Consider the following 20,804-nt stretch of genomic DNA (forward strand, 5'->3'; position numbering starts at 1 on the left):
GATGTCGTTTGACGCAGCTTACTCTGTGTGTATGTGCGGATTAAGTATTGTGATGTTTATAGGCTTATGAATAACATTCATAAATATGTGCAGAATATGGCAACCAGTTTCGCGGCTGAAAAAAAACCACCGTCCGATATTGCCGGCCGGTGGCTGAGAGGGGAAAAGTTTACGCCCAGTATTTCTTTTTCGAGGTTTTACCGATACCGGGATTGAAGCTGTTGGTTGGATCAAGCTGACGATAGAATTTTTTTAATTCCGGCTTGGCATGATACAGGTGTCCGACATTGTGTTCCGCCGGATATTGTGCACCACGCTGATCCAGCAGTACCAGCATTTCGTCTTCAACTTTATTGCAGTCAGTTCCCTTTTTGGCGATGTAATCCTGATGGAATACATGGCAGAAGAAGTGGCCGTAATACATTTTATGGATAAAGTGCTGATTGATGCTGTCAGGTAAGGTTTCAAACCATTCTGTATCATTGCGGCGCAAAGCTACATCCAGTGCAACAATGTTTTCTACGGTATCGCTGTGCACATTGCGGTAGGTAGTGGCGGCACCGGCTGCGGCAAAACGATGCAGCATGGCAGCTTCGGCTTCTTTTTCGTTACAGCGGAAATAGCTGCCGCTTTTCTGCTCAAAAAAGGTTTTTAAAAATGCTTCAGCTTCGGCAATGCCTTCATCTGCCATTTTCAATATTAGGTGATGCTCATAACGGTCTCGATAATCGCGGATGGACTGCGGTAAGTGCTGGGGCAGGAATTTGCAGATGAATACGGCAAAATGGTCAGAGAAATTCTTGGGAAAAAACGGAATTTTGGCCATGGTGCGGTCGACGAAATTCTTGAACGCAAACAGACGCGGCATCGCATCGGTACCGAATTTCTGGATGGCTACAAATATGTCTTTGCCGTATACCGCTGCGATATCAAAAGCTTCGCGGTGCATGTATTCGCCGGATACCGGCAGATTTTTAAAGGTACCGAGAATATGGCGACGGATGTCGTCTAGCTCATGAGTATCATTGCTGCCGATGTAGAATACGGCAGAGGTTTTTTCCAGTGGGAATGTATCCAGACGTACGGCAAAAACCATCAGACGACCGGCACTGCCGGAAGCTTCATAGTGGCGCGCAGGATCGGCGTTAAAGCGCGCTGGTGTGTCGGCATCTATTTCGCGTACGTGGTTGCGGTAGTCGTGGTCATGCCCCATACCTGCATCGCGTTTGATATCTTTTTCGGTGTAATGGCGGTTTTGCAGATTAGTCAGAATGGTTTCGGGATCGTCTCCCAGCTCTATGCCAAGGTGGTTAACCAGATGTAGCTGGCTGTTTTCATCTAGCTGGGCGAAAACCGCCATCTGGGTATAAGCGGGGCCACGCTGAATAAGCGAACCGCCAGAGTTATTGCAGACGCCACCCATTACTGAAGCTCCGATACAGGATGAACCAATCACAGAATGCGGGCCGCGCTGGTATTTTTTCAGTTCTTTTTCCAGCCGGTAGAGGGTACTGCCAGGCAGACACACGACTTGTTCACCATTTTCAATCACCTGAATACCATCCAGCCGACGGGTGCTGACTATCACAATTGGCCGGTCGTAATCGTTGCCATCCGGTGTGGAACCACCGGTGAGCCCGGTATTGGCAGATTGGGTGATGACAATTACATCGGCTTCGACACAGGCTTTTAACACACGCCACTGTTCAACCAGTGTGCCCGGAAGCACGACGGCTAACGCATTGCCCACACCAAACCGAATACCCTGCCGGTATGGCAAGGTGTGCGCAGGATCAGTAAGGGTGTGCTCGTTACCAACTATCCCCTGTAATGTTTGAATCAGTTGTGACTGTGTATGGACATCCATACGACTTCTCCTTGTTATAGCGTTAATTATTCAAAATCAATTGCAGCCATTGTAGAACAGTTATATGTTAACGAAAAGAGTTGTGGTGCAGTGGTTATATTCAGTTCTCAGGCAAAAAACCGCCGCTCTGGCGCTGCCACAACATGGCATAAACACCGTTTCGAGCCAGTAGCTCGCTATGGGTGCCTTGCTCAACTATCTGTCCTTTGTCCATGACAATCAGTCGATCCATGGCGGCAATGGTTGATAGGCGATGTGCAATGGCCACTACAGTTTTGCCCTGCATCAGACGGGTCAGGTTTTCCTGAATCGCGGCTTCTACTTCTGAATCTAGGGCGCTGGTGGCTTCATCTAACAGCAGAATCGGCGCATCTTTTAAAATCACCCGCGCAATAGCAATGCGCTGACGTTGGCCACCGGACAGTTTCACACCACGCTCTCCGACGTGTGCATCATAGCCATGTCGTCCTCGGGTATCGCTCAGACCCGGAATAAAGCCGTCTGCAGCGGCCTGCTGTGCCGCCTGCTGCATGGCTGATTCAGAAGCATCAGGGCGGCCATAGACAATATTGTCCCGCACGGAACGGTGCAGCAACGATGTATCCTGTGTAACGAGCCCTAGTGCAGCACGCAAACTGTCTTGTGTGACATCGCGGATATCCTGCCCGTCTATTAAAATGCGCCCACTCTGCACGTCATAAAACCGCAGTAACAGGTTAGTAAGTGTGGTTTTACCTGCACCACTACGTCCGACCAGACCGACTTTTTCGCCGGCGCGGATGTGCAGATTAAAATCGTTTAATAGGGGTTTGTCAGCACTGTAGGCAAAGCTGATATGCTCAAAATCAATGGCGCCGTGGTTTACTTTTAATGGCAAGGCTTTAGGTTTGTCGACTATGGCATGAGGACGGGATAAGATGTTCATGCCGTCTTCAACGGTACCAATGTTTTCAAACAGGCGCGCACTTTCCCACATTACCCAGCGTGACAGCCCATTGATGCGTGAGGCCATAGCCGTAGCGGTGGCAATGGCGCCGACTCCCACTTGCCCGTTTATCCATAGCCAGATGCCCAGACCAGCTGAGCTGACCACCAATAAAATATTGATAGCGGTACTCAGGCTGTCTAGCAAAGTTGCCAGCCTCATCTGAGCATTCACTGTAACCAGAAACTCCTGCATGGAAGCTTTGGCATAAGCTGCTTCACGCGCGCTGTGAGAAAACAGTTTCACGGTGGCAATGTTTGTATAGGCATCGGTGATGCGTCCGGTCATCAGGCTGCGTGCATCTGCCTGCTGCTGTGCCGTTTTGGATAGGCGCGGAATCAGAAAGCGCAATACCAGTACAAACAGCACAATCCACATGATAAAGGGTAGCAACAGCCAACCGTCCATACCGGCCAGTATGATGCCGCTGGTGACGAAATATACCAGCACATACACCAGCATATTGGCTACTGACATCACAGTGTCGCGCACCGCCAAGGCCGTTTGCATCACTTTAGCTGACACGCGTCCGGCAAATTCGTCTTGATAAAAACCCATGCTTTGGCCAAGCATCAGACGATGAAAATTCCAGCGCAGGCGCATCGGAAAGGCACCCTGAAGCGTCTGAAACTGTACATTGGAAGATAGGAAAGACCAGAATATGCTGAACACCATGACCGCTGCCATTAGCAGCAGTTCGTGGCCTTTTTCCGGCCACAATCTGGCCGGTGCATACGCCCCCAGCCAATCGATAACGGTGCCGAGAAAGCGAAACACCAGTGCTTCTAGTATCCCGGTACCTATGGTCATTATAACCATCACCAGTAGCCACAGCCGCGCGCCTTCCAGACAGCTCCAGATAAATGGCAGTACACCTTTTTTTGGCGGCTGCGGCAAGGTTTCAGGGTATGCATCAATGCGGTTTTCAAACCAGCTGAAGAATCGGTTCAGTAACATACTGCATAAACTTTCTGCATAATGGTGCCAAATCGGCGGTACTCGCTGCGGGGACAGCAGGAATAATGATGAATGAAATCATTATACATAATCTGAAATATAAATCAGCTTTGAGGGTTTGTGTTAAAATCGCGCCGGCACATCAGCATACCAGACAGTCGCTGTGTACTTTTAAGTGCATGGAGGAAAGTCCGGGCTCCGCAGAGCAGAATGCCGGCTAACAGCCGGGCGCCGTGAGGCGACGGAAAGTGGAACAGAAAGCATAACCGCCGATGGCTATGTTTCATAGCACAGGTAAGGGTGAAATGGTGCGGTAAGAGCGCACCGTGCCGTTGGTAACAACGTGTAGCAGGCCAAACCCCATTCGGAGCAAGACCAAACAGAATGCGCTGACGCTGCTCGCCGAGCATTCGGGTAGGTTGCTTGAGCGGCACAGTAATGTATCGCCCAGATGAATGACTGTCCACGACAGAACCCGGCTTATCGGTTGTCTGATGTGCCCTTGCATCTTTCTAAATTTTTTGCTCTGGCTACTTTTTCTCTAGCAGCCATGTACCGGCTAATCATTTATTACCAATGCTGTCACTGTTGAGTACGGATTGGCAAATCGTGTGGGTCGGGTGCTGATAGCTTTCAGATTCACTAACTCAATCTACTGCGTTTACCCTTTTATTATCTGCTTTGCTGCTTTATTAATTATTGTATCTTTGTCCAGTGTCAGACATATGTAATAAGAACAACAAAACGCAAAATTATGGTTTTACTTTCGCGCTGATGGAGCGAACCTAGTGTTCACAAATCGGAAAAAATTAGGTATTAGACACGATTGCCCTGATTTATAAAACATACATAACCATCAGGCAGTATCTATTTGTCTGTATTTGAAAAATTAGGTTTTTGTTTGCATGCTAAGACTGCTTACAGCCGATGCTAACGATTATTAAGCGCGGTTAAACTTCAGGCGTAATACATGCTGTAGCAGGGGCTGGTGTATGAGCGGTCATTGCATTGTCTGTTAATTTAACGTTTATTCTGCTTGCAACAAGCTTTACACTGACAGCTGTTTTATGTCAGGCTTGGCAATTGTTTAATTTTCGGTATCAGCATGCATACACGTCAGTTTCTGTCTTTGTACGGTTCGATTTTTTTTCTGTTTTCCGGTTACGGGCTGTTTCTGAATTCGGCTGGGGTGAAACTATCCCAGATGGGAGTCAGTAATATCACCATTGGGGTGCTGAATGCTGGCTTTTTTATTGGTGGTACTATATCCGCCATTGTCTCCCACCGTATTATTTCGCGTGTTGGTCATATTCGCAGCTTCAGTGTTTTTGGTGCGCTGTTTGCCATTGCCGCCCTCGCCCATCTGATGGTGGAACAGCTGTGGATGTGGGGTGTGCTGCGTGCTGTATTGGGTTTTTGTCATTACAGTTTGCTGATGGTGGTGGAAAGCTGGTTTACGGCGCGTACTGTGCCACAGACACGCGCTAAGATACTGGCCTTATATGAAGTGGTGTATTACATTTCTTCTGCTACCAGTGTCTTGCTGCTGAGTCTGAATATGTCCAGTAATAACATCTTTACGCTGGCAGCGATATTGGTGATAGCAGCGACACTGCCGGTAGGACTGACCAGAATGAAGCAGCCGGAGATTCCAAAGCGAGAGCGGATTAGTCTACCGCATGTGCTGTCGATCGTACCGCTGGCGTGGATAGCCTGCTTTATGGCCGGCATATTCATCAATGGCTTCTTTACCATGGGCTCGGTGTTTATGCTGAAACTGGGCTACAGTTTACCTAAGGTTTCTCTTTTTCTGGGCTCGGCAATGGTGGGCGGCTTCACGATTCAGCTATTTATTGCGTGGCTCTCAAATAAATTTGGCCGTCCGCGCACCATTTTCGGCTGCGCCTGTGTCGCCACGACAGCAGCAATCAGTGGCATGATGCTGTTACTCATTCTACCGGGCAATATCTGGGCACAATGTGTAATCGCGCTGGCTATCGGTTGCAGTGGCTTTCCCATGTATGCTCTGGGGCTTGCACGAGCCAATGATGTACTGCCAGCCAATATGAATACGGTGGAAGTTAACCGCTGCCTGCTGTTTGTATATGGTCTGGGTTCATTAGTGGCACCATTGCTGCTGGGTACAATGATGCAGCTATTTAACCATTTCGGTTTTTATAGCGTTTATGCAATTATGGCTGCTTTGCTGGCAATTTACGCGTTTATGCAGCCCTCTGTTCCGGTTTCCCAGCGCAGTGTTTATGTACCGGTATCGGGTAATGTGGGACCGATGACCGCTGAGCTCGACCCGCGTAATAATGCAGCTACAGACACGCCATATGATGCACATAGTGCTGAGCAGCATGTGCATGATACTTTACAAAATTCTGATAGTCAGCATGGGGATAATTAATACGTGTAGACAATTCCTGCAACTTTACAAAACAAACTGTCCGAAATAGTTAAGCTATTTCGGACAGTTTGTTTGTTGGTGTAAGAACTTTATTGTTTTAACCACGGCGATTTACGCCGGCCTGAGGCCATAAACGGTTTTTCGATATACTGATACGTGAGCGTGCAAATAATCAATACACTCACCAATACTAGGGTAGCTAATAAAGTGTATTCGGTCTGACTCAAGTTAATTGTATTAAGCTGTATGGTTTTATTCAGACAAAACCAACCTATTCCGTGGAGCAGATAAATGCTGTAGCTGGCATCACCCAGCCGCACGAAGGCTTTCAATCGCAGTAATCCGAAAAGATCACCACCCAACGCGATGAGGATAAAGAGTAGTCCATACAAGGGGAGAAAGCTGATTTGGTAGCGGCCATTTGTGATACTAAAAATCAGCAGCAGAATAAGCACGCTCCCGTAATCACACATTTTTTTGGGTGCTTGTACGGTGTCGGACACCGCTCTGGCAAGTACGCCGACGGCAAAGCAGGCAATAAAATACGCTTTTTGTGCATTGAATGCAGCGATTCCATAAGCTGAGATAAATAAGACAACCAATGCCAATGGTAACAAACCAGTTTTCTGGCGTAGGAGACACCACAATGGCAGGGAGAAATAGAATGCCCATTCCCAGTATAAGCTCCATGCTACACCAGCGTTTATTAGGCGCGCATCCTGCATGCCAAACAGGGCGGGTTTGATGCCGCTGATGCCGGCATCAAACCAGTAATATAGGTTTAGCAGCATATCGCGGCTGACGAATGTGTGCCGTTGCAGATACAGTGCCAGCAGTACGCAACAGGCGGAGGAAAGATAAAACAGCGGGGCGATTCGCAGGAAGCGTTTGCGGTAAAACGTCAGCCACGAAGCCGGACTGCTTCGGGCAAACAGGTAGCCTGACAGCATAAAAAATAAGCTGACGCCGAAAGGACCCATACGCAGATTGAGCTGATTATAGCTAAATACCGCGGGTGTCCATGGTTGACCATGTAGATAATGGTAACTATAAACAAAATGGTGCATAGCGACGCTAAATGCCAGTATAAAGCGTAGGCCATCCAACCGTTCAACGCGCCGGTCTTCGGCTGCATCCATAAAAGCAAACAGCCGTGAACCGAACAGTATCCAAGATAGTAATAATAATCCCAGTATCCAGACATACATCTGGTATGAATAAAGCATAATACTGCCCAGTAATATGGTTGGCTACCACGACATATTAACGGGTTTGATTAGGATAGTTGAATTTTTATTACCAGAATGATGCAAGTTTCAATAGACATCGCGCTGATATCGCTGCTCTTGTCTAAGTTCACTCAGGTATTCATCGGCGTCTTCGGTGCTAAGCTGCCCTTGTGCTGACACAATGTCTAAGAGCGCTTGCTCTACATCTCGCGCCATTTTAGTGGCATCGCCACACACATAGATATGTGCTCCGCGTTGCAGCCATGCCCAGATATCGGCGGCTTGTTCACGCAGTTTGTGCTGCACATAGATTTTTTCATTAGCCTGCCGGCTCCATGCGAAATCGTAACGTGTCAGCAATCCGTTTTTGCGGTATTGCAGCCATTCAGCCTGATAAAGGAAATCATCGGTAAATTTCTGATTCCCAAAAAACAGCCAGTTGTCGCCACTGGCACCGTCAGCGTCGCGCTGCTGCATAAATGCACGGAATGGTGCGATACCGGTGCCGGCGGCAATCATGATAATAGGCGTAGCGCTATCTTCAGGTAAGCGGAAGCGGTGGTTTTCTTCGATAAATACGCGTACAGGTTCGCCCTCTTGCAAGTGTTCTCCCAGAAAACCGGAGGCACCGCCGGTGTATTGCTGCCCTCGTTGGCTGAAGCGTACCACGCCGACCGTTAAATGGACTTCTTCGCCAACTTCGTCCTGACTGGAAGCAATGGAATACAGGCGCGGGGTCAGTGGACGAAACAGGTCGTGCAGTGCTTGTGCGCTGAGTACATGGGGGTAAGTAGCCAGCAGACTCACCGGCGGGGTGGTGGCAATCAGCTGTCTGAGTGCCTCGGCATCAGCAATGATTTCATTAAGCTCTGTATTCTGTATCTGCTGCGCATAGGCCTGAACCAGCGCTGGTGTGTTTTGGGTAATGTCGAGCTCCTGCTGTAATGCCTGTGCAACGGGTATTTCGCGACCATCGCTCAGCCGTACTGATGCTGCTTTATCGACCTGTGTATGTTGCAAAATTTCGTCTACCAGTGTGTCTGCGTTCTGATAGTACACGCCCAGCGCATCCCCAGGTTGATAGTGGATACCGGAGCCACTGAGATCTATTTCGACGTGTTCGACATCTTTATTGGCATTGGGGGTAGTAATACGTTGACGCAGGCTCAGGCTGGCAGTAAAAGGCGCAGCTCGAGTGAATACCGCGGTCTGAGCGGCTACAACGCTTTGCTGAACCTCTGTATTTTCGCCAGCCTGAGTGGTGTTCAGCTCACTGATGATGGCAACAATTGTGTCCTGCCACGCGGCTGCACTGCTCTGGTAGTCAACGTCACAATCTACCCGTTCGGCCAGACGCTCGCCACCAAGCTGTGCCAGTAGTTGGTCAAAATCCTTGCCACACTGGCAAAATTGCGGATAGCTGCTGTCACCTAGGCCTAGCACGGCAAAGTGAAGCTGATTCAGCACAGGTGCTTTTTTACCAGATAGGTATTTATACAACGGCAAAGCTTCTTCCGGCGGCTCGCCCTCGCCCTGTGTGGAGGTGACAAGTAGAAGAATGTCTTCACTGACCAGTTGTTTGTTTTTGTAATCGCCGCAAGCAGTTAGGGTCGCACTGATACCGGCTGCTTCTAGTTTCAGTTGCAGGTTTTCAGCCACGCGGCGAGCATTACCGGTTTGTGATGCAGACAATACCCGTACGTTGCGCGCTATTGGTGCTGTGCTGTTGATGGCGGCTGCGGTCGCCGTGGCAGAGGAGGTGGTAACTGTCTGCTGGCTTTGTGCCCATGTATAGCCAGAGAGCCACGCCAGCTGCGTTGGCGACAGCTGATTTAAAGATTGCAACAATTCGGGAGATAGAGGGATGGTCATGGTTTGTGCTCAGTAAGGTGATGATTAATGTCATTATTTGGCGGTAGAATTCCATCCGGCCATACTAGCAAGCACTGGGAAGTTTGAGAAAGAAATGGCGCTTATTTAGTTAGAATCGGTAAGCATATATAAAATGGCAGCCCGCAGGCTGCCTTGAGAAGAGGAATCTGGATTGTTTTAAGACTGTCTGTTTTAACGCTCAATACCGATTTCGGGAAAGGCATTGCGCATCACTTCATCCAGATGGCTGGCGGAGGCACTCATCAGACTTTGCTCTTTTTCGTTTAGGGGAATTTCTATAACCTGACGCACACCGTGACGGTCAAGCACTGCAGGGGTGCCGATATACATGTCTTTGACACCATACTGTCCATTGAGATAGACGGAAACCGGTAGTATGGTGTTTTCATCATCCAAAAGCGCCCGACATATGCGCGCCAGTGCAGCACCTACTCCATAATAAGTAGCCCCTTTGAGACGGATAATGTCGTAGGCTGCATTGACCACGCGGTCAGCAATAATATCAAGGTCTGCTTCGGTAAAGCGTGGATCGCCTTTAATCCACTCTTCCATTGTCAGGCCACCAACACTCAGATGTGACCATGCCGGAAATTCGGTGTCGCCATGTTCTCCCAGTATGTAACCGCTTACGGTACGCGGATCAACATTGAGAAGATAGCCAACATATTTGCACAAGCGGGCTGAATCCAGTGAGGTACCAGAACCGATTACACGCTCGGCCGGAAAACCTGACAGTTTCCATGTGGCATAGGTAAGGATATCCACGGGATTGGAAGCCACTAGAAAGATGCCGTTAAAACCGGATTCGACGACATGTGTAACAATACTTTTGATAATATGCAAATTACGGTTAACCAGATCCAGACGGCTTTCACCTGGCTTTTGCGCTGCACCGGCGGTAATCACAACAATATCAGCATCGGCGGCGTCGCTGTAATTGCCGGCGTAAATGTTTTTGGGGTAAGTAAAGAGTAATGCATCTGCAATATCTTTTGCATCTCCATGCGCCTTATCCCGCGCTACGTCGACAATCACCAGTTCCTGACCGATACCTTGCAGCGTGGCTGCATAGGCAAATGTGGAACCTACGGCACCGGCACCAACCAGAACAATTTTCTGATGATTTTTGGCATTGGTGGGCTGTAACATAATTCAACCTCTTTCTAACGTAAATGCAAATCTATGCGAATTTATGCATAAATTGTAGCAAATTTGTACATGCTATATGCATTTTTTATTTATATTCATCATTAATTACATTTTTTGGTGAAATATGTCATTAAATATTTTTTTGTATGATTTTTTTATGTTTTCCGCTAATTTTATGGCATTTTGTATATTTATGTTTAATTTTGAATAATAGCAAACGTCTGCCAGCTAACATTTGAATAATTGTTTTTACTGATTTAGAGCCGCTTTTCTTATTTATGATTACGGTAGGTTTAAATCAGCTGAATTCAATTGTTCAGATTCTAATAAACACATACAAGAGGCGATGGATTGAAATAATGTTAAATGAGATGTGTGATTCGGTTTAACGAATTTAAGATTTGCTGATATAGTTTGTCTGCAAAAATGAGAGAATAGAAGATAGTAGGTGATGGGGTAAGCGGTTGGGATGCATTTGCCGGCTATATTCTGCTTAGGCTTTTCCAAACTGGTAGATATTAAACAAAATCAGCCTCTTTGAAACCCGGCAGGCAACCCGTTTGGCCAATGTAAGAGCAGAAAAAAGTGCATCCTGCACCATCTCTTGAATATGACAGTCTGCAAGTAGAGTGTGCATTTACAGCTCTACGGCATAATAAAATACTCTACCAATGATGATGATCTGTTTAACAGGGGCGCATTCATCCTGATACTCAGCAGTATTGTAAGCGTGCAGTCGTACTTCTTCATTTGGCATGGAATACAGTTTCCGGACGCGATAGCGGTGATTTTGCTTTATCAAATACAGGTTGCCATCGATGATGTTGGTACGGTTTAAGTCGACAGCAAAAATGGTTCCGTGCGGAAAAATCGGTTCCATGCTGTTGTCGCTCACCGGAAAACATACCACCATCTCTGCATTGATTTTTTTACGCTCTAAAAGCTCGGTACTCAGGCTGAATTTTTTGCAATGCTGTTTATGTGCCTGTTTGGAACGCACACAGCCGGCCAGCTCAATGGAGGGGTACAGGCAGACAGCTACCTCATCCTGATTATACGGGCCGGAATCTATAGCAGCAGGAATATCGTCTGGTTGCGCTGGAAAAGGATTACCACGACCTTCACGCAGCCAGGTAAGACTTACACCGAGTATGTTGGCCAGTATGTCCAGATTTTTGGGTTCGTAATTGCCGTTTTCCCATTTGAATACTGCGGTTTTGGAGACGCCCATTTTATCGGCTACCTGTTGCTGTGACAGGGCGATACGCTGCCGCGCCTGTTTGATGCGATCGCTTAACATCTGTTATCTCCCGATTAAAAGACATAATGATGTTAACTTAATTTGTGTTATGTTTTGTTTATAGCAATAGTTATTTTCAATATATAAAACATGTCAGTTTATTCCCTATTTCACTGTAAAAATTATACCATCCACTTTATATAATAATATTAAGATGATAATTCGCTAGCAGGCTTAGTTAACATTCTCTTTCTTCTCTCAGCCCAACATCAAAAAAATTAATTTTTACATCATTTTTATCTGTTTTTTACACAAACCTCTTATTCAAATTCAATTATGAAGCTGGATTGATTTTATCCATATAACATATTTTTACATAATATTAACTCGTTTGTCGTATATGTGTGTTTTTATCAACGCCTGCTACCTAAACTGCTGCACCTATACCTGCAAAGCGTAAACAAGATGCAACAGCATTCATGTTTTCTGCATACTGTGTTACGCGGAGACGGTATATTTTCACCGCGAACTTTTATGCATGTGACGCCTAAGATAAGGCAACAATCATGCCGGCGGCAACTGTATGATTGGTGGCTTCATCAATTAGGATAAAGGCACCAGCCGCCGGATTGGCCTCGTAGTTAGTGGCAATAAGTGGTTTTTGCACACTGATCTGTACCCGTCCAATGTCGTTTAGTTGTAGGCTGCTGCTGTCTTCTTGATGATTGAGACTTTGTACATCCAGCAGATATTCAACCTTTCTGATTTTGGCATACACGGTCTGCGTGCTGTGCTTGAGCCAGTACCGTCTGGCTGAGTTGAGTGGTTTACTGTCAAACCAGCACAACGATGCACTGATGTTGCTGACCGGATGCAAATCACTGCCGGCAGCGACAATACTGTCTCCACGGGATACATCTACATCATCAGCCAGCACTAAAGTGAGCACATCACCTGCCTGAGCCTGGTCTACGGCGCCATCTGGGCTGTATATGGCTGCAATGGTGCTACTCTGGCCGGCTGGTTCGATACGTACGGGCTCGCCTATTTTCAGGCCCCCCTGTTCTAGCCGACCCTGATAGCCGCGAAAATCATCAGCACTGCTGCCATCCAGCCGGGCGACGCGCTGTACTGGATAGAGAGCGGGTGCCTTCAGCAACTGACTGTGACGGTTAGCAGCAGGCAGGCTTTCCAATAAAGGCAACAGCGGTTGCCCTTGATACCATGGCATGTGTGCACTGGCAGTGACAATATTGTCGCCGTTTAGCGCCGATATTGGTACATAGCTGACGTGGCGCAAGTCCAGAGCGGTGGCCAGCTCGTTGTAAGCACGTTTGATGGCGTTGAATTTTTCTTCGCTGTAATCCAGCAAATCAAGTTTGTTTACCGCTACAATGATGTGCGGTGTACCCAGCAGTTTCAGAATGGCGCTGTGACGACGGGTTTGCGGCAGTAAGGCCGGCGTCTGTTCGCTGAAATCCAACCGTGTGGCATCTATTAGAATGATGGCGGCATCGGCAGTAGAGGCTCCAGTCACCATATTGCGGGTATATTGTTCATGGCCGGGGGTGTCGGCAATGATGAATTTGCGTGCCGGCGTTGCAAAATAGCGGTAAGCAACATCAATGGTAATGCCCTGCTCACGCTCGGCCGCCAACCCGTCAGTAAGCTGGGCGAAATCAGGGACGCCCTCGGCAGTGCGCTTGTGCTTGCCTCGATACAGTGAGGCTACCTGATCAGCCAGCAAAGACTGGCTGTCAAACAGCAGACGTCCAATTAGTGTGGATTTACCATCGTCCACGCTGCCGGCTGTAATAAATCGCAATACGGAATCAGTACTCATTCGATGTCTCATTGGTTGGTGGTAACGACCTGCGTCAGCATCTGCTTCAGGCTCTGCCACGCTGGAGTCAATTCGCTGAAGCCGTCTTCAGCCATCAGGTGGCCACCATGGGATACATAATCGATGTGGCTGTGCAGTGATGCTGCAATGGATTGGCTGGCGGCTTCTGGCACATAGGGATCGTTGGTGGAAATAATACTGTGCACCGGCATGCTGATGTGCTGTAATGCACTGAAATCAGGCTGGCTGGCATCGATATATTCATCCAGTATATGCAGCGTAGGCAGGCGCGAGGCAAAACCAGCGGCCAGTATCAATCCGCCCAACTTTGCAGGCTGGTGACGGCTAAGAAAACGCAGCAGGGTAATAACGCCGAGGCTGTGGCCGACCAGTATGGTCTGAGCTTCAGGCTGGCCAATAATCTGATCCAGTGTCTGCTGCCATACCGCTGCTTGCGGATAATCGGGTGCAGGCATTGCCGGTATGGTGACAACGGCACCGGCAGAACGCGCCTTCCGAGCCAGCCACTCAAACCAGTTATCATGCGGGCTGCTTTGAAAGCCATGCACAATATAGACATGGGGCGCTGAAGCGGTGAGTGTGGGAGCCATCAGAAATAACCTGCTTTCTTACGCTCTTCCATGGCCGCTTCCGAAACTTGATCGTCCATGCGCGTGGCGTTACGCTCGGAAATCGTGGTTTGCGCCGTCTCAGCTATTATTTCAGCGGCGGTAGCGGCTTCGCTCGCCACCGGACAAGTACAGGAAATATCGCCTACTGTACGGAAACGTACACTGCGTACCACGCTCACTTCGCCCCCTTTTTTCGGTGTCAGTGGTGTTACCGGCACCAGCATATTTCCGCGTTCCACCACCTCACGCTGGTGAGCATAATAGATGTCAGGTAAAGCCAGCTGTTCACGCGCAATGTATTGCCAGATATCCAGTTCGGTCCAGTTCGAAATCGGGAATACGCGCATGTTTTCGCCTGGATGGAGACGAGTATTATATAAATCCCATAATTCCGGACGCTGGTTTTTCGGGTCCCACTGACCAAATTCATCGCGGAACGAGAATATGCGTTCTTTAGCACGCGCTTTTTCCTCATCGCGACGTGCACCGCCCATTAATGCATCAAAGCCGTTAGCTTCAATGGTTTCCAACAAGGTCACAGCCTGGGCGGCATTGCGCGAATCGGTAGCTCGGCGCAAGGTTACACTGCCTCGGCGAATGGATTCTTCCACACTGCCCACCACCAGTTTCGCACCCAGCCGCTGTACAGTGGCATCACGAAAGGCAATCACTTCGGGGTAGTTGTGGCCAGTATCGATGTGCACCAGTGTTAGCGGTAATTGCAGGCTGTGGCCAGGTATCTGAAACGCTTTTACTGCCAGTGCCAGCAGCACTACCGAATCCTTGCCACCGGAAAACAGCAGCGCCGGATGGCGTGCTTCAGCGACCACTTCGCGGATAATGTAGATGGATTCCGCTTCCAGCCAATCCAGATGTTTGTTTTGAATACTCATTGGTTTATTCCGTAGTGGCTGCAGCGCATGACAGCGCACCTGCAAGCCTGAGTTAAATTCTGCTTATTTATGCAAACCACATTCTTTACTATCGCGGCTCTCCCACCACCAGCGGCCAGCCCGAATATCCTCACCCACTTTTACCGGACGCGTACACGGCTCACAGCCGATGCTCGGATAGCCCTGCATATACAAAGCATTTACCGGCAGTTGCTTCGCTTCGGCATAAGCCCACACATCAGTTTCCAGCCAATCAGCCAGCGGATTGTATTTGGCCATCGCATGAGTCTGATCTTGCTCAACCAATGCCAGCTCGGTACGGGTGCTGGACTGCTCGCGCCGCTGTCCCGTAATCCATGCATCTGCATCACTGAGTGCACGGTTGAGCGGTTCGATTTTGCGGATATGGCAGCATTCGCGCCTCAGAGCAACGCTGTCATAGAAAGCCAGCTTGCCATGTGCAGCCACATACGCATCAACAGCCGCCTCATCTGGCCGATATTCAACAATTTGGATACCCCAGTGCTGGCCGGCGGCGTCTAACAACTGACAGGTTTCACTATTGAGCGCACCAGTATTAAGAGTAAATACCTCTACAGGCAGCTGCGCGCGCACAATCACATCGGTAATCACCATGTCTTCAACGGCCAGACTAGAAGCAAATTTAACGTGCTGATGCTGGCTGACAATCTGCTCTAAACGGTTTTGTAGTTCGGCAGTAAGTACAGGCAAGCGTTGGGTGGCGGCCGCATCATGCGGTGGGCTCCACAAGCGGGGGCGCAACATATTCTTTTACGTTCCTGAAAGCACAATTTATTAATGCCAGCAACTGTTTAAGCAGCTTACTGTCTGTCTGATTCAGATAGTAGCAAGCGTAGCCTGCGGCAAGGAAAGAATAAAAATTTCTTTCTTTATAACCAAACTTCCGTCGCGAACATGGCCCATATAGATATAACCGCCAACGATTTGGTTAGAAAAAATGCTTCTTTTTCAGCCACACAGCGGCACTTATAAGATAGTGTGCACACAACAAAGACAAACCAACATGAATCACTACCCCATATTTACTCAATTACACCAGCGCAAAGTGTTACTGGTAGGCGGCGGACAGGTGGCCGAACGCAAGGCCAGTGCCCTGTTACAGGCTGGAGCACAACTAAAGGTGGTGGCACAGCAAACCACCAGCCGCTTTCAGGATTGGTTTGCCGCACAGCAAGCCGAACACATCGCCACAGAATTTAGCCCTGCGCTGCTAAGTGGTGTGTTTCTGGTAGTGGCCGCTACTAACGACCCTGCCTTAAATCGGCAGGTATTTCTGGCAGCCGAAGCAGCGGCAACATTCTGCAATTGTGTCGACCAGCCGGCATGTTGTTCGTTTATCGTGCCGGCATTGATTGACCGCAGTCCAATACAGGTGGCTATAAGCAGCGGCGGCCACGCACCAGTGTTGGCGCGGCTGATTCGTCAGCAAATAGAAACGCTACTGCCGTTTTCAATCGGCAAAGCAGCGGCGCTGGCCGGACGCTGGCGGACACAGGTAAAACAAACCTTTCAGCATTTGAGCGAACGCCGCCGCTTCTGGGAGCAATTATTTCAGCACAGCCGCTTTTCCCAGTATGTGGCCAGTGGTGATGAAAAGGCAGCAGAATCGCTGTTGCAGCAGCAACTAAATGCCCACCAGCCACTACTACAGGGTGAAGTGGTGCTGGTTGGTGCCGGCCCAGGTGATGCCGGTCTGCTCACTTTGCACGCCTTACAGGCACTTCAGGCAGCAGATGTGGTTTTATATGATGCATTGGTATCGGCAGAGGTACTTGAGCTGGTACGCCGCGATGCCCTGAAAATCAGCGTTGGTAAGCGCTGTGGCAACCATCAGGTACAACAGCAACAGACCAATGAGCTGCTGGTAAAGTGGGCACAGCAAGGTAAACGTGTTGCGCGCCTAAAAGGCGGTGATCCTTTTGTGTTCGGCCGTGGTGGTGAAGAATGTGCGGTATTACAGGCAGCGGGAATTCCTTTCAGAGTCATTCCTGGCATCAGTGCTGGCCTAGGCGCTACCGCCTATGCCGGTATTCCGCTTACCCATCGGGATTATGCCCAGAGTGTGCTGTTTATAACCGGCCATCAGCAGCTGGCTGCACAGTCACATGGCTGGCACACACTAGCAGGTGCTCAGCAAACACTGGTGATTTATATGGGTACCCTCACGGCAGCGGAAATCAGCCGCCAGCTGATTGCCCATGGACGAGCCGCCACCACACCGGTAGCAATCATCTCGCAAGGCACGCTACCACAGCAAACCGTATCAACCGGCCAGCTCCACCAGCTAGCCTCCCTGGCACAACAAGCTGCCACACCGGCATTGATTGTGATTGGGGAAGTAGTCAGTCTGCGCCAGCAGCTGGCATGGTTTCAGCCCAGCAGTGCACACGAAAGCGTAGTAGCGGCTTAGTATCAGCGCCTACAGCAAACACATAAAAACAGCACTTGTGAGCAAGTGCTGTTATCCTGTTTGTTCACTGGAATCGCTCAATCTGTTACTGCCGCAGACTGCGCATAATTATTCAATCCAACTTCTTTAATCAGATCAAGCTGCGTACCCAGCCAGTCCAAATATTCCTCATTCACCGCTTTTTGCTGTTCAAGCAAATCACGTGACACAAAATCCAGCTGGTTTTCACACACAGCTATGGCATCAGCCAGAGCAATGTGTTTGGCCTGCTCTGCCCGTTGGTCACACTGCAGAATCTCAGTAATATTCTCACCCACCAGAATTTTGCCGTACTCCTGTAGATTCGGCAGACCTTCCAGAAGCAGGATACGTTCAATCAGCGCGTCTGCGCTCTTCATATCGCGAATCGAATGCTTATATAAAGTCTCACCCAGCTCGTTGAAACCCCAGTTGCGCAGAATACGAGCATGCAGAAAATATTGATTGATGGAAACCAACAACAAACCCAGATTTTTATTCAATGCCTGAATGGCCAAACGATCTCCCTGCATATCGTTCTCCTTACAGCTGGCTTTGCAGATAATTGGGCAAGCCCATCACCTCAATTTGGCGCAATTGTTGTTCTAACCAGTGTGCATGGTCTTCTTCCGTATCTTTCAGCTGAGCCACCAGAAACTGACGCGTCACATAATCCTGCTCCTGCTCACATAGCTTAATCGCATCTTTTAAATTCTGGCGCACGCTTAGCTCTGTAGCCAGATCATTTTCCAGCATGCTGACTACATCCGTGCCCACATTAATCGCATCCGGTACCATTTCCGGTTTGCCGTTCAGCATCAGAATACGGTGAATAAACTGGTGCGCATGGTCGGTTTCTTCCTGCATCTCGTGGTCTATACGCTGAAACAGCTTCATATAGCCCATATCTTCATACATCCGCGAATGTGCAAAATACTGGTCACGTGCGGCCAGCTCTCCTGCCAGTAAACGGTTTAAACAATCCAATACAACCTTTTTGCCTTCCATGTTTGCATCCTTTTTACTCAAAACTGCTACATCTTACTCACCAAGCAGTTGTGATGAATCACTAAACCACTACCGACCTGACGCGACAAGCATCAAGCGCAGATAACCATTTAATGAAAAATTATGTCTGTTATTTTTCTACCCATGAGCAGCGGATTTGTCTTGCTTCTTAAGCAAAAAACCACGGTCGGATAGTTACTTATACGTAGAGGATAAATATCCTGCACCAATATTTTCTGCAGTCTGGGGTTGCAGGCTAAAATTAACCTGCAACCCTTTTCCCCCTTGAACAGTTGCACTAAATCAGGCGTTAAAATTACATTACCCTAACCAATACAACTGTTTGGGCTTATCATAACATTAAATATCGTGACTATTTTTAATCTAAATAAGACTAATTTTCATAATAATTAATTGAAAAAATCAAAAATTAACAGAAAAATTCCATAAAAACATAGCATTAAAACAATAATGGTTATCACACTTTATTAGAATCATTCAACTAAACCATCACAGACGGCAAATTTAAAAGAAAATTTATATAGATTAACATAATTTCACGCTTAGTCTGCATCCTTAGCGGCCACAATATACAGAATCAACAAGCAATTAGCGTAAAACATAACCATTTTCATTCCGTCCAGCTCTACACCTCAGCCAGCCTTTTATTCCCTTTTCAACGAGATCAATTATTCCTTTAGCATCATCATTAATCCAGCCTGTAGCAACAGCCTTTCAGTAGCGCTTATAAATCAGCACAATCACAGCCGAAACAGCTACCTGCCTTTTATTTCAGCAGGAAATCTAGGCACCCATTCCTGAACACAGCTTGCAGCGCGTACTGCTGACATGCTTCTTTCTTATCCAGTACATAAGTGAATTGCGGCAAAAAGGAAATATCACTAATGCTTCTTCACTCCCAATTTATCCTCCGCGATGCAAAATATCATTTTTTTATCTATTGTATGAAAAAACAAAAAATGAGAAATATAAATATTACAAATAAATATTTATATGCGTCAATAGCAAAAAAAATATGGTTTTTGCTCATAGAAAAAACAATAAAAAATCCGTACTAAAACTCATTTTACTGCCGGTATTACACCGGTACAGAAACCGAATTTCAGTACGGATTTATTAGAAAAACAACAAAATGTCTTACAGCAAAATACCGCCGGTCACACCATAAACCTGAGCGGTTACATAGCTGGATTCATCCGACATCAGGAAAACATAAGTTGAAGCCAGTTCGGCAGGCTGGCCGGCACGGCCAAGAATAGATTCGCTCTGACCAAATTTTGGAATGGCTTCAGGCGGCTGACCGCCGGTAATTTCCAGAGCAGTCCAGATAGGGCCGGGAGCCACTGAGTTCACGCGAATTCCTTTCGCAGCTACCTGTTTAGCAAGACCCTGCGTAAACGCTACAATAGCGGCCTTTGTAGAGGCATAATCTATCAGATTCGGGCTGGGTTCATAAGCCTGTACAGAGCTGGTGGTCACAATAGTAGCACCGGCAGGCAAATGCGGCATTGCAGCCTGAATCACCCAAAAAAGCGAGAAAACATTAATTTCGAATGTTTTTTTTAACTGTTCCGTACTGATATCACAAAATCGCTCAACAGCCGTCTGCTTACCAGCCACCAAAGTCAGACCGTCCAGACCGCCTAACTGCTGATGCGTTTTTTCTACTAACTGTTTGCAGAAATGCTCATCACTTAAGTCACCCGGCAGACACACAACCTTACGGCCGGCTTCCTGTACCAGTGCTGCAACCTGTTTAGCATCCTCTTCTTCTTCCGGCAGATAGTTAATCGCCAGATCCGCACCTTCACGCGCATACGCAATGGCAGCAGCACGACCAATACCGGAATCGGCACCCGTTACCAAAATCTTGCGCCCACACAAACGGCCATGACCTTCATAGCTTTTTTCACCACAATCAGGTACAGGGTCCATTCTGCTTTGCAGGCCGGGCGCTGGCTGACGTTGTTTGGCATAATCCTGATGGTAGTACTTGGTTTTAGGATCTTGTAAACCTTCTTGATGCTTCATGATACATCTCCTTGTTTAACAATGCTTTATCCAGATGGAACAGCAAAACCATCATACGACAGATTATGAAACAGAAAAGAAAACTACTTGTAATTTATGTCAATATTCTAGTTAAAATTTATTAATCTCAATGGCTTGAGAACGAAAAGACAAATCATGCAAAACTACTGGGC

Annotated in this window: 15 protein-coding genes and 1 other RNA gene; 3 read left to right on the forward strand and 13 right to left on the reverse strand. The window is 47.9% G+C overall.

All coding sequences use genetic code 11. The features are described 5' to 3' along the window. Positions 1 to 169: 169 nt before the first annotated feature. Both dld and ABU615_RS06485 read right to left on the reverse strand, forming a co-directional pair. Positions 170 to 1,867: a D-lactate dehydrogenase gene (dld, locus tag ABU615_RS06480; RefSeq protein WP_100141091.1), complete on the reverse strand. Its 1,698-nt coding sequence runs from the start codon at positions 1,865 to 1,867 to the stop codon at positions 170 to 172. A gap of 100 nt (positions 1,868 to 1,967) precedes the next feature. Continuing rightward, a complete protein-coding gene (locus tag ABU615_RS06485) occupies positions 1,968 to 3,809 on the reverse strand; it encodes an ABC transporter ATP-binding protein (protein ID WP_367490375.1) in 1,842 nt (613 codons plus the stop codon). A 142-nt stretch (positions 3,810 to 3,951) separates the two neighbouring features. On the opposite strand from ABU615_RS06485, the gene rnpB reads away from it, so the two are divergent. Next, positions 3,952 to 4,308: RNase P RNA component class A (rnpB, locus tag ABU615_RS06490), an RNA gene on the forward strand. A 606-nt stretch (positions 4,309 to 4,914) separates the two neighbouring features. Further along, positions 4,915 to 6,222: an MFS transporter gene (locus tag ABU615_RS06495; protein WP_267408637.1), complete on the forward strand. Its 1,308-nt coding sequence runs from the start codon at positions 4,915 to 4,917 to the stop codon at positions 6,220 to 6,222. A gap of 89 nt (positions 6,223 to 6,311) precedes the next feature. Here the strand turns inward: ABU615_RS06495 and ABU615_RS06500 are convergent, their stop codons facing one another. The 8 genes from ABU615_RS06500 to ABU615_RS06535 form a co-directional block, all read right to left on the reverse strand. Beyond that, positions 6,312 to 7,448, reverse strand: a complete 1,137-nt coding sequence (locus ABU615_RS06500; protein ID WP_267408638.1) for an acyltransferase — start codon at positions 7,446 to 7,448, stop codon at positions 6,312 to 6,314. 90 nt (positions 7,449 to 7,538) lie between these two features. Continuing rightward, positions 7,539 to 9,323, reverse strand: coding sequence for an assimilatory sulfite reductase (NADPH) flavoprotein subunit (locus ABU615_RS06505; RefSeq protein WP_267408639.1), 1,785 nt, complete (start codon positions 9,321 to 9,323; stop codon positions 7,539 to 7,541). A gap of 192 nt (positions 9,324 to 9,515) precedes the next feature. Beyond that, complete coding sequence (locus tag ABU615_RS06510) at positions 9,516 to 10,493, reverse strand: L-lactate dehydrogenase (protein ID WP_267390912.1); 978 nt, start codon at positions 10,491 to 10,493, stop codon at positions 9,516 to 9,518. Positions 10,494 to 11,130: 637 nt separating this feature from the next. Further along, on the reverse strand, positions 11,131 to 11,793 hold the full coding sequence (locus ABU615_RS06515) for a S24 family peptidase (protein WP_267390913.1): 663 nt from the start codon (positions 11,791 to 11,793) through the stop codon (positions 11,131 to 11,133). A gap of 487 nt (positions 11,794 to 12,280) precedes the next feature. Continuing rightward, entirely contained in the window at positions 12,281 to 13,576 is a 1,296-nt protein-coding gene (locus ABU615_RS06520) for a sulfate adenylyltransferase subunit 1 (protein WP_267390914.1), read from the reverse strand. Between the two features lie 8 nt (positions 13,577 to 13,584). Continuing rightward, entirely contained in the window at positions 13,585 to 14,187 is a 603-nt protein-coding gene (locus ABU615_RS06525; protein ID WP_267390915.1) for an alpha/beta hydrolase, read from the reverse strand. Then, positions 14,187 to 15,101 carry a sulfate adenylyltransferase subunit CysD gene (gene cysD, locus ABU615_RS06530; RefSeq protein WP_367490346.1) on the reverse strand — a complete coding sequence of 305 codons (915 nt, stop codon included), beginning with the start codon at positions 15,099 to 15,101 and terminating at the stop codon, positions 14,187 to 14,189. Before cysD ends, ABU615_RS06525 begins: the two co-directional genes overlap by 1 nt. 63 nt (positions 15,102 to 15,164) lie before the next feature. After that, positions 15,165 to 15,887, reverse strand: coding sequence for a phosphoadenylyl-sulfate reductase (locus tag ABU615_RS06535; protein ID WP_267390917.1), 723 nt, complete (start codon positions 15,885 to 15,887; stop codon positions 15,165 to 15,167). A 259-nt stretch (positions 15,888 to 16,146) separates the two neighbouring features. On the opposite strand from ABU615_RS06535, the gene cysG reads away from it, so the two are divergent. Beyond that, positions 16,147 to 17,553 (forward strand): siroheme synthase CysG, encoded by a 1,407-nt coding sequence (cysG, locus tag ABU615_RS06540; protein WP_267390918.1) that lies wholly within the window; start codon positions 16,147 to 16,149, stop codon positions 17,551 to 17,553. A 77-nt stretch (positions 17,554 to 17,630) separates the two neighbouring features. Here cysG and bfr (ABU615_RS06545) read toward each other — a convergent pair whose 3' ends face one another. The 3 genes from bfr (ABU615_RS06545) to ABU615_RS06555 all read right to left on the reverse strand — a co-directional run bounded on the left by bfr (ABU615_RS06545) (position 17,631) and on the right by ABU615_RS06555 (position 20,631). Beyond that, positions 17,631 to 18,104 carry a bacterioferritin gene (gene bfr, locus ABU615_RS06545; protein ID WP_367490342.1) on the reverse strand — a complete coding sequence of 158 codons (474 nt, stop codon included), beginning with the start codon at positions 18,102 to 18,104 and terminating at the stop codon, positions 17,631 to 17,633. Positions 18,105 to 18,114: 10 nt separating this feature from the next. Beyond that, positions 18,115 to 18,579, reverse strand: coding sequence for a bacterioferritin (bfr, locus tag ABU615_RS06550; RefSeq protein ID WP_100141077.1), 465 nt, complete (start codon positions 18,577 to 18,579; stop codon positions 18,115 to 18,117). 1,158 nt (positions 18,580 to 19,737) lie between these two features. Further along, a complete protein-coding gene (locus tag ABU615_RS06555; RefSeq protein WP_267390921.1) occupies positions 19,738 to 20,631 on the reverse strand; it encodes an SDR family oxidoreductase in 894 nt (297 codons plus the stop codon). Positions 20,632 to 20,804 lie beyond the last annotated feature (173 nt).

It is taken from the genome of Snodgrassella alvi (genome assembly GCF_040741455.2).
Taxonomy (GTDB): Bacteria; Pseudomonadota; Gammaproteobacteria; order Burkholderiales; family Neisseriaceae; genus Snodgrassella; species Snodgrassella alvi_E.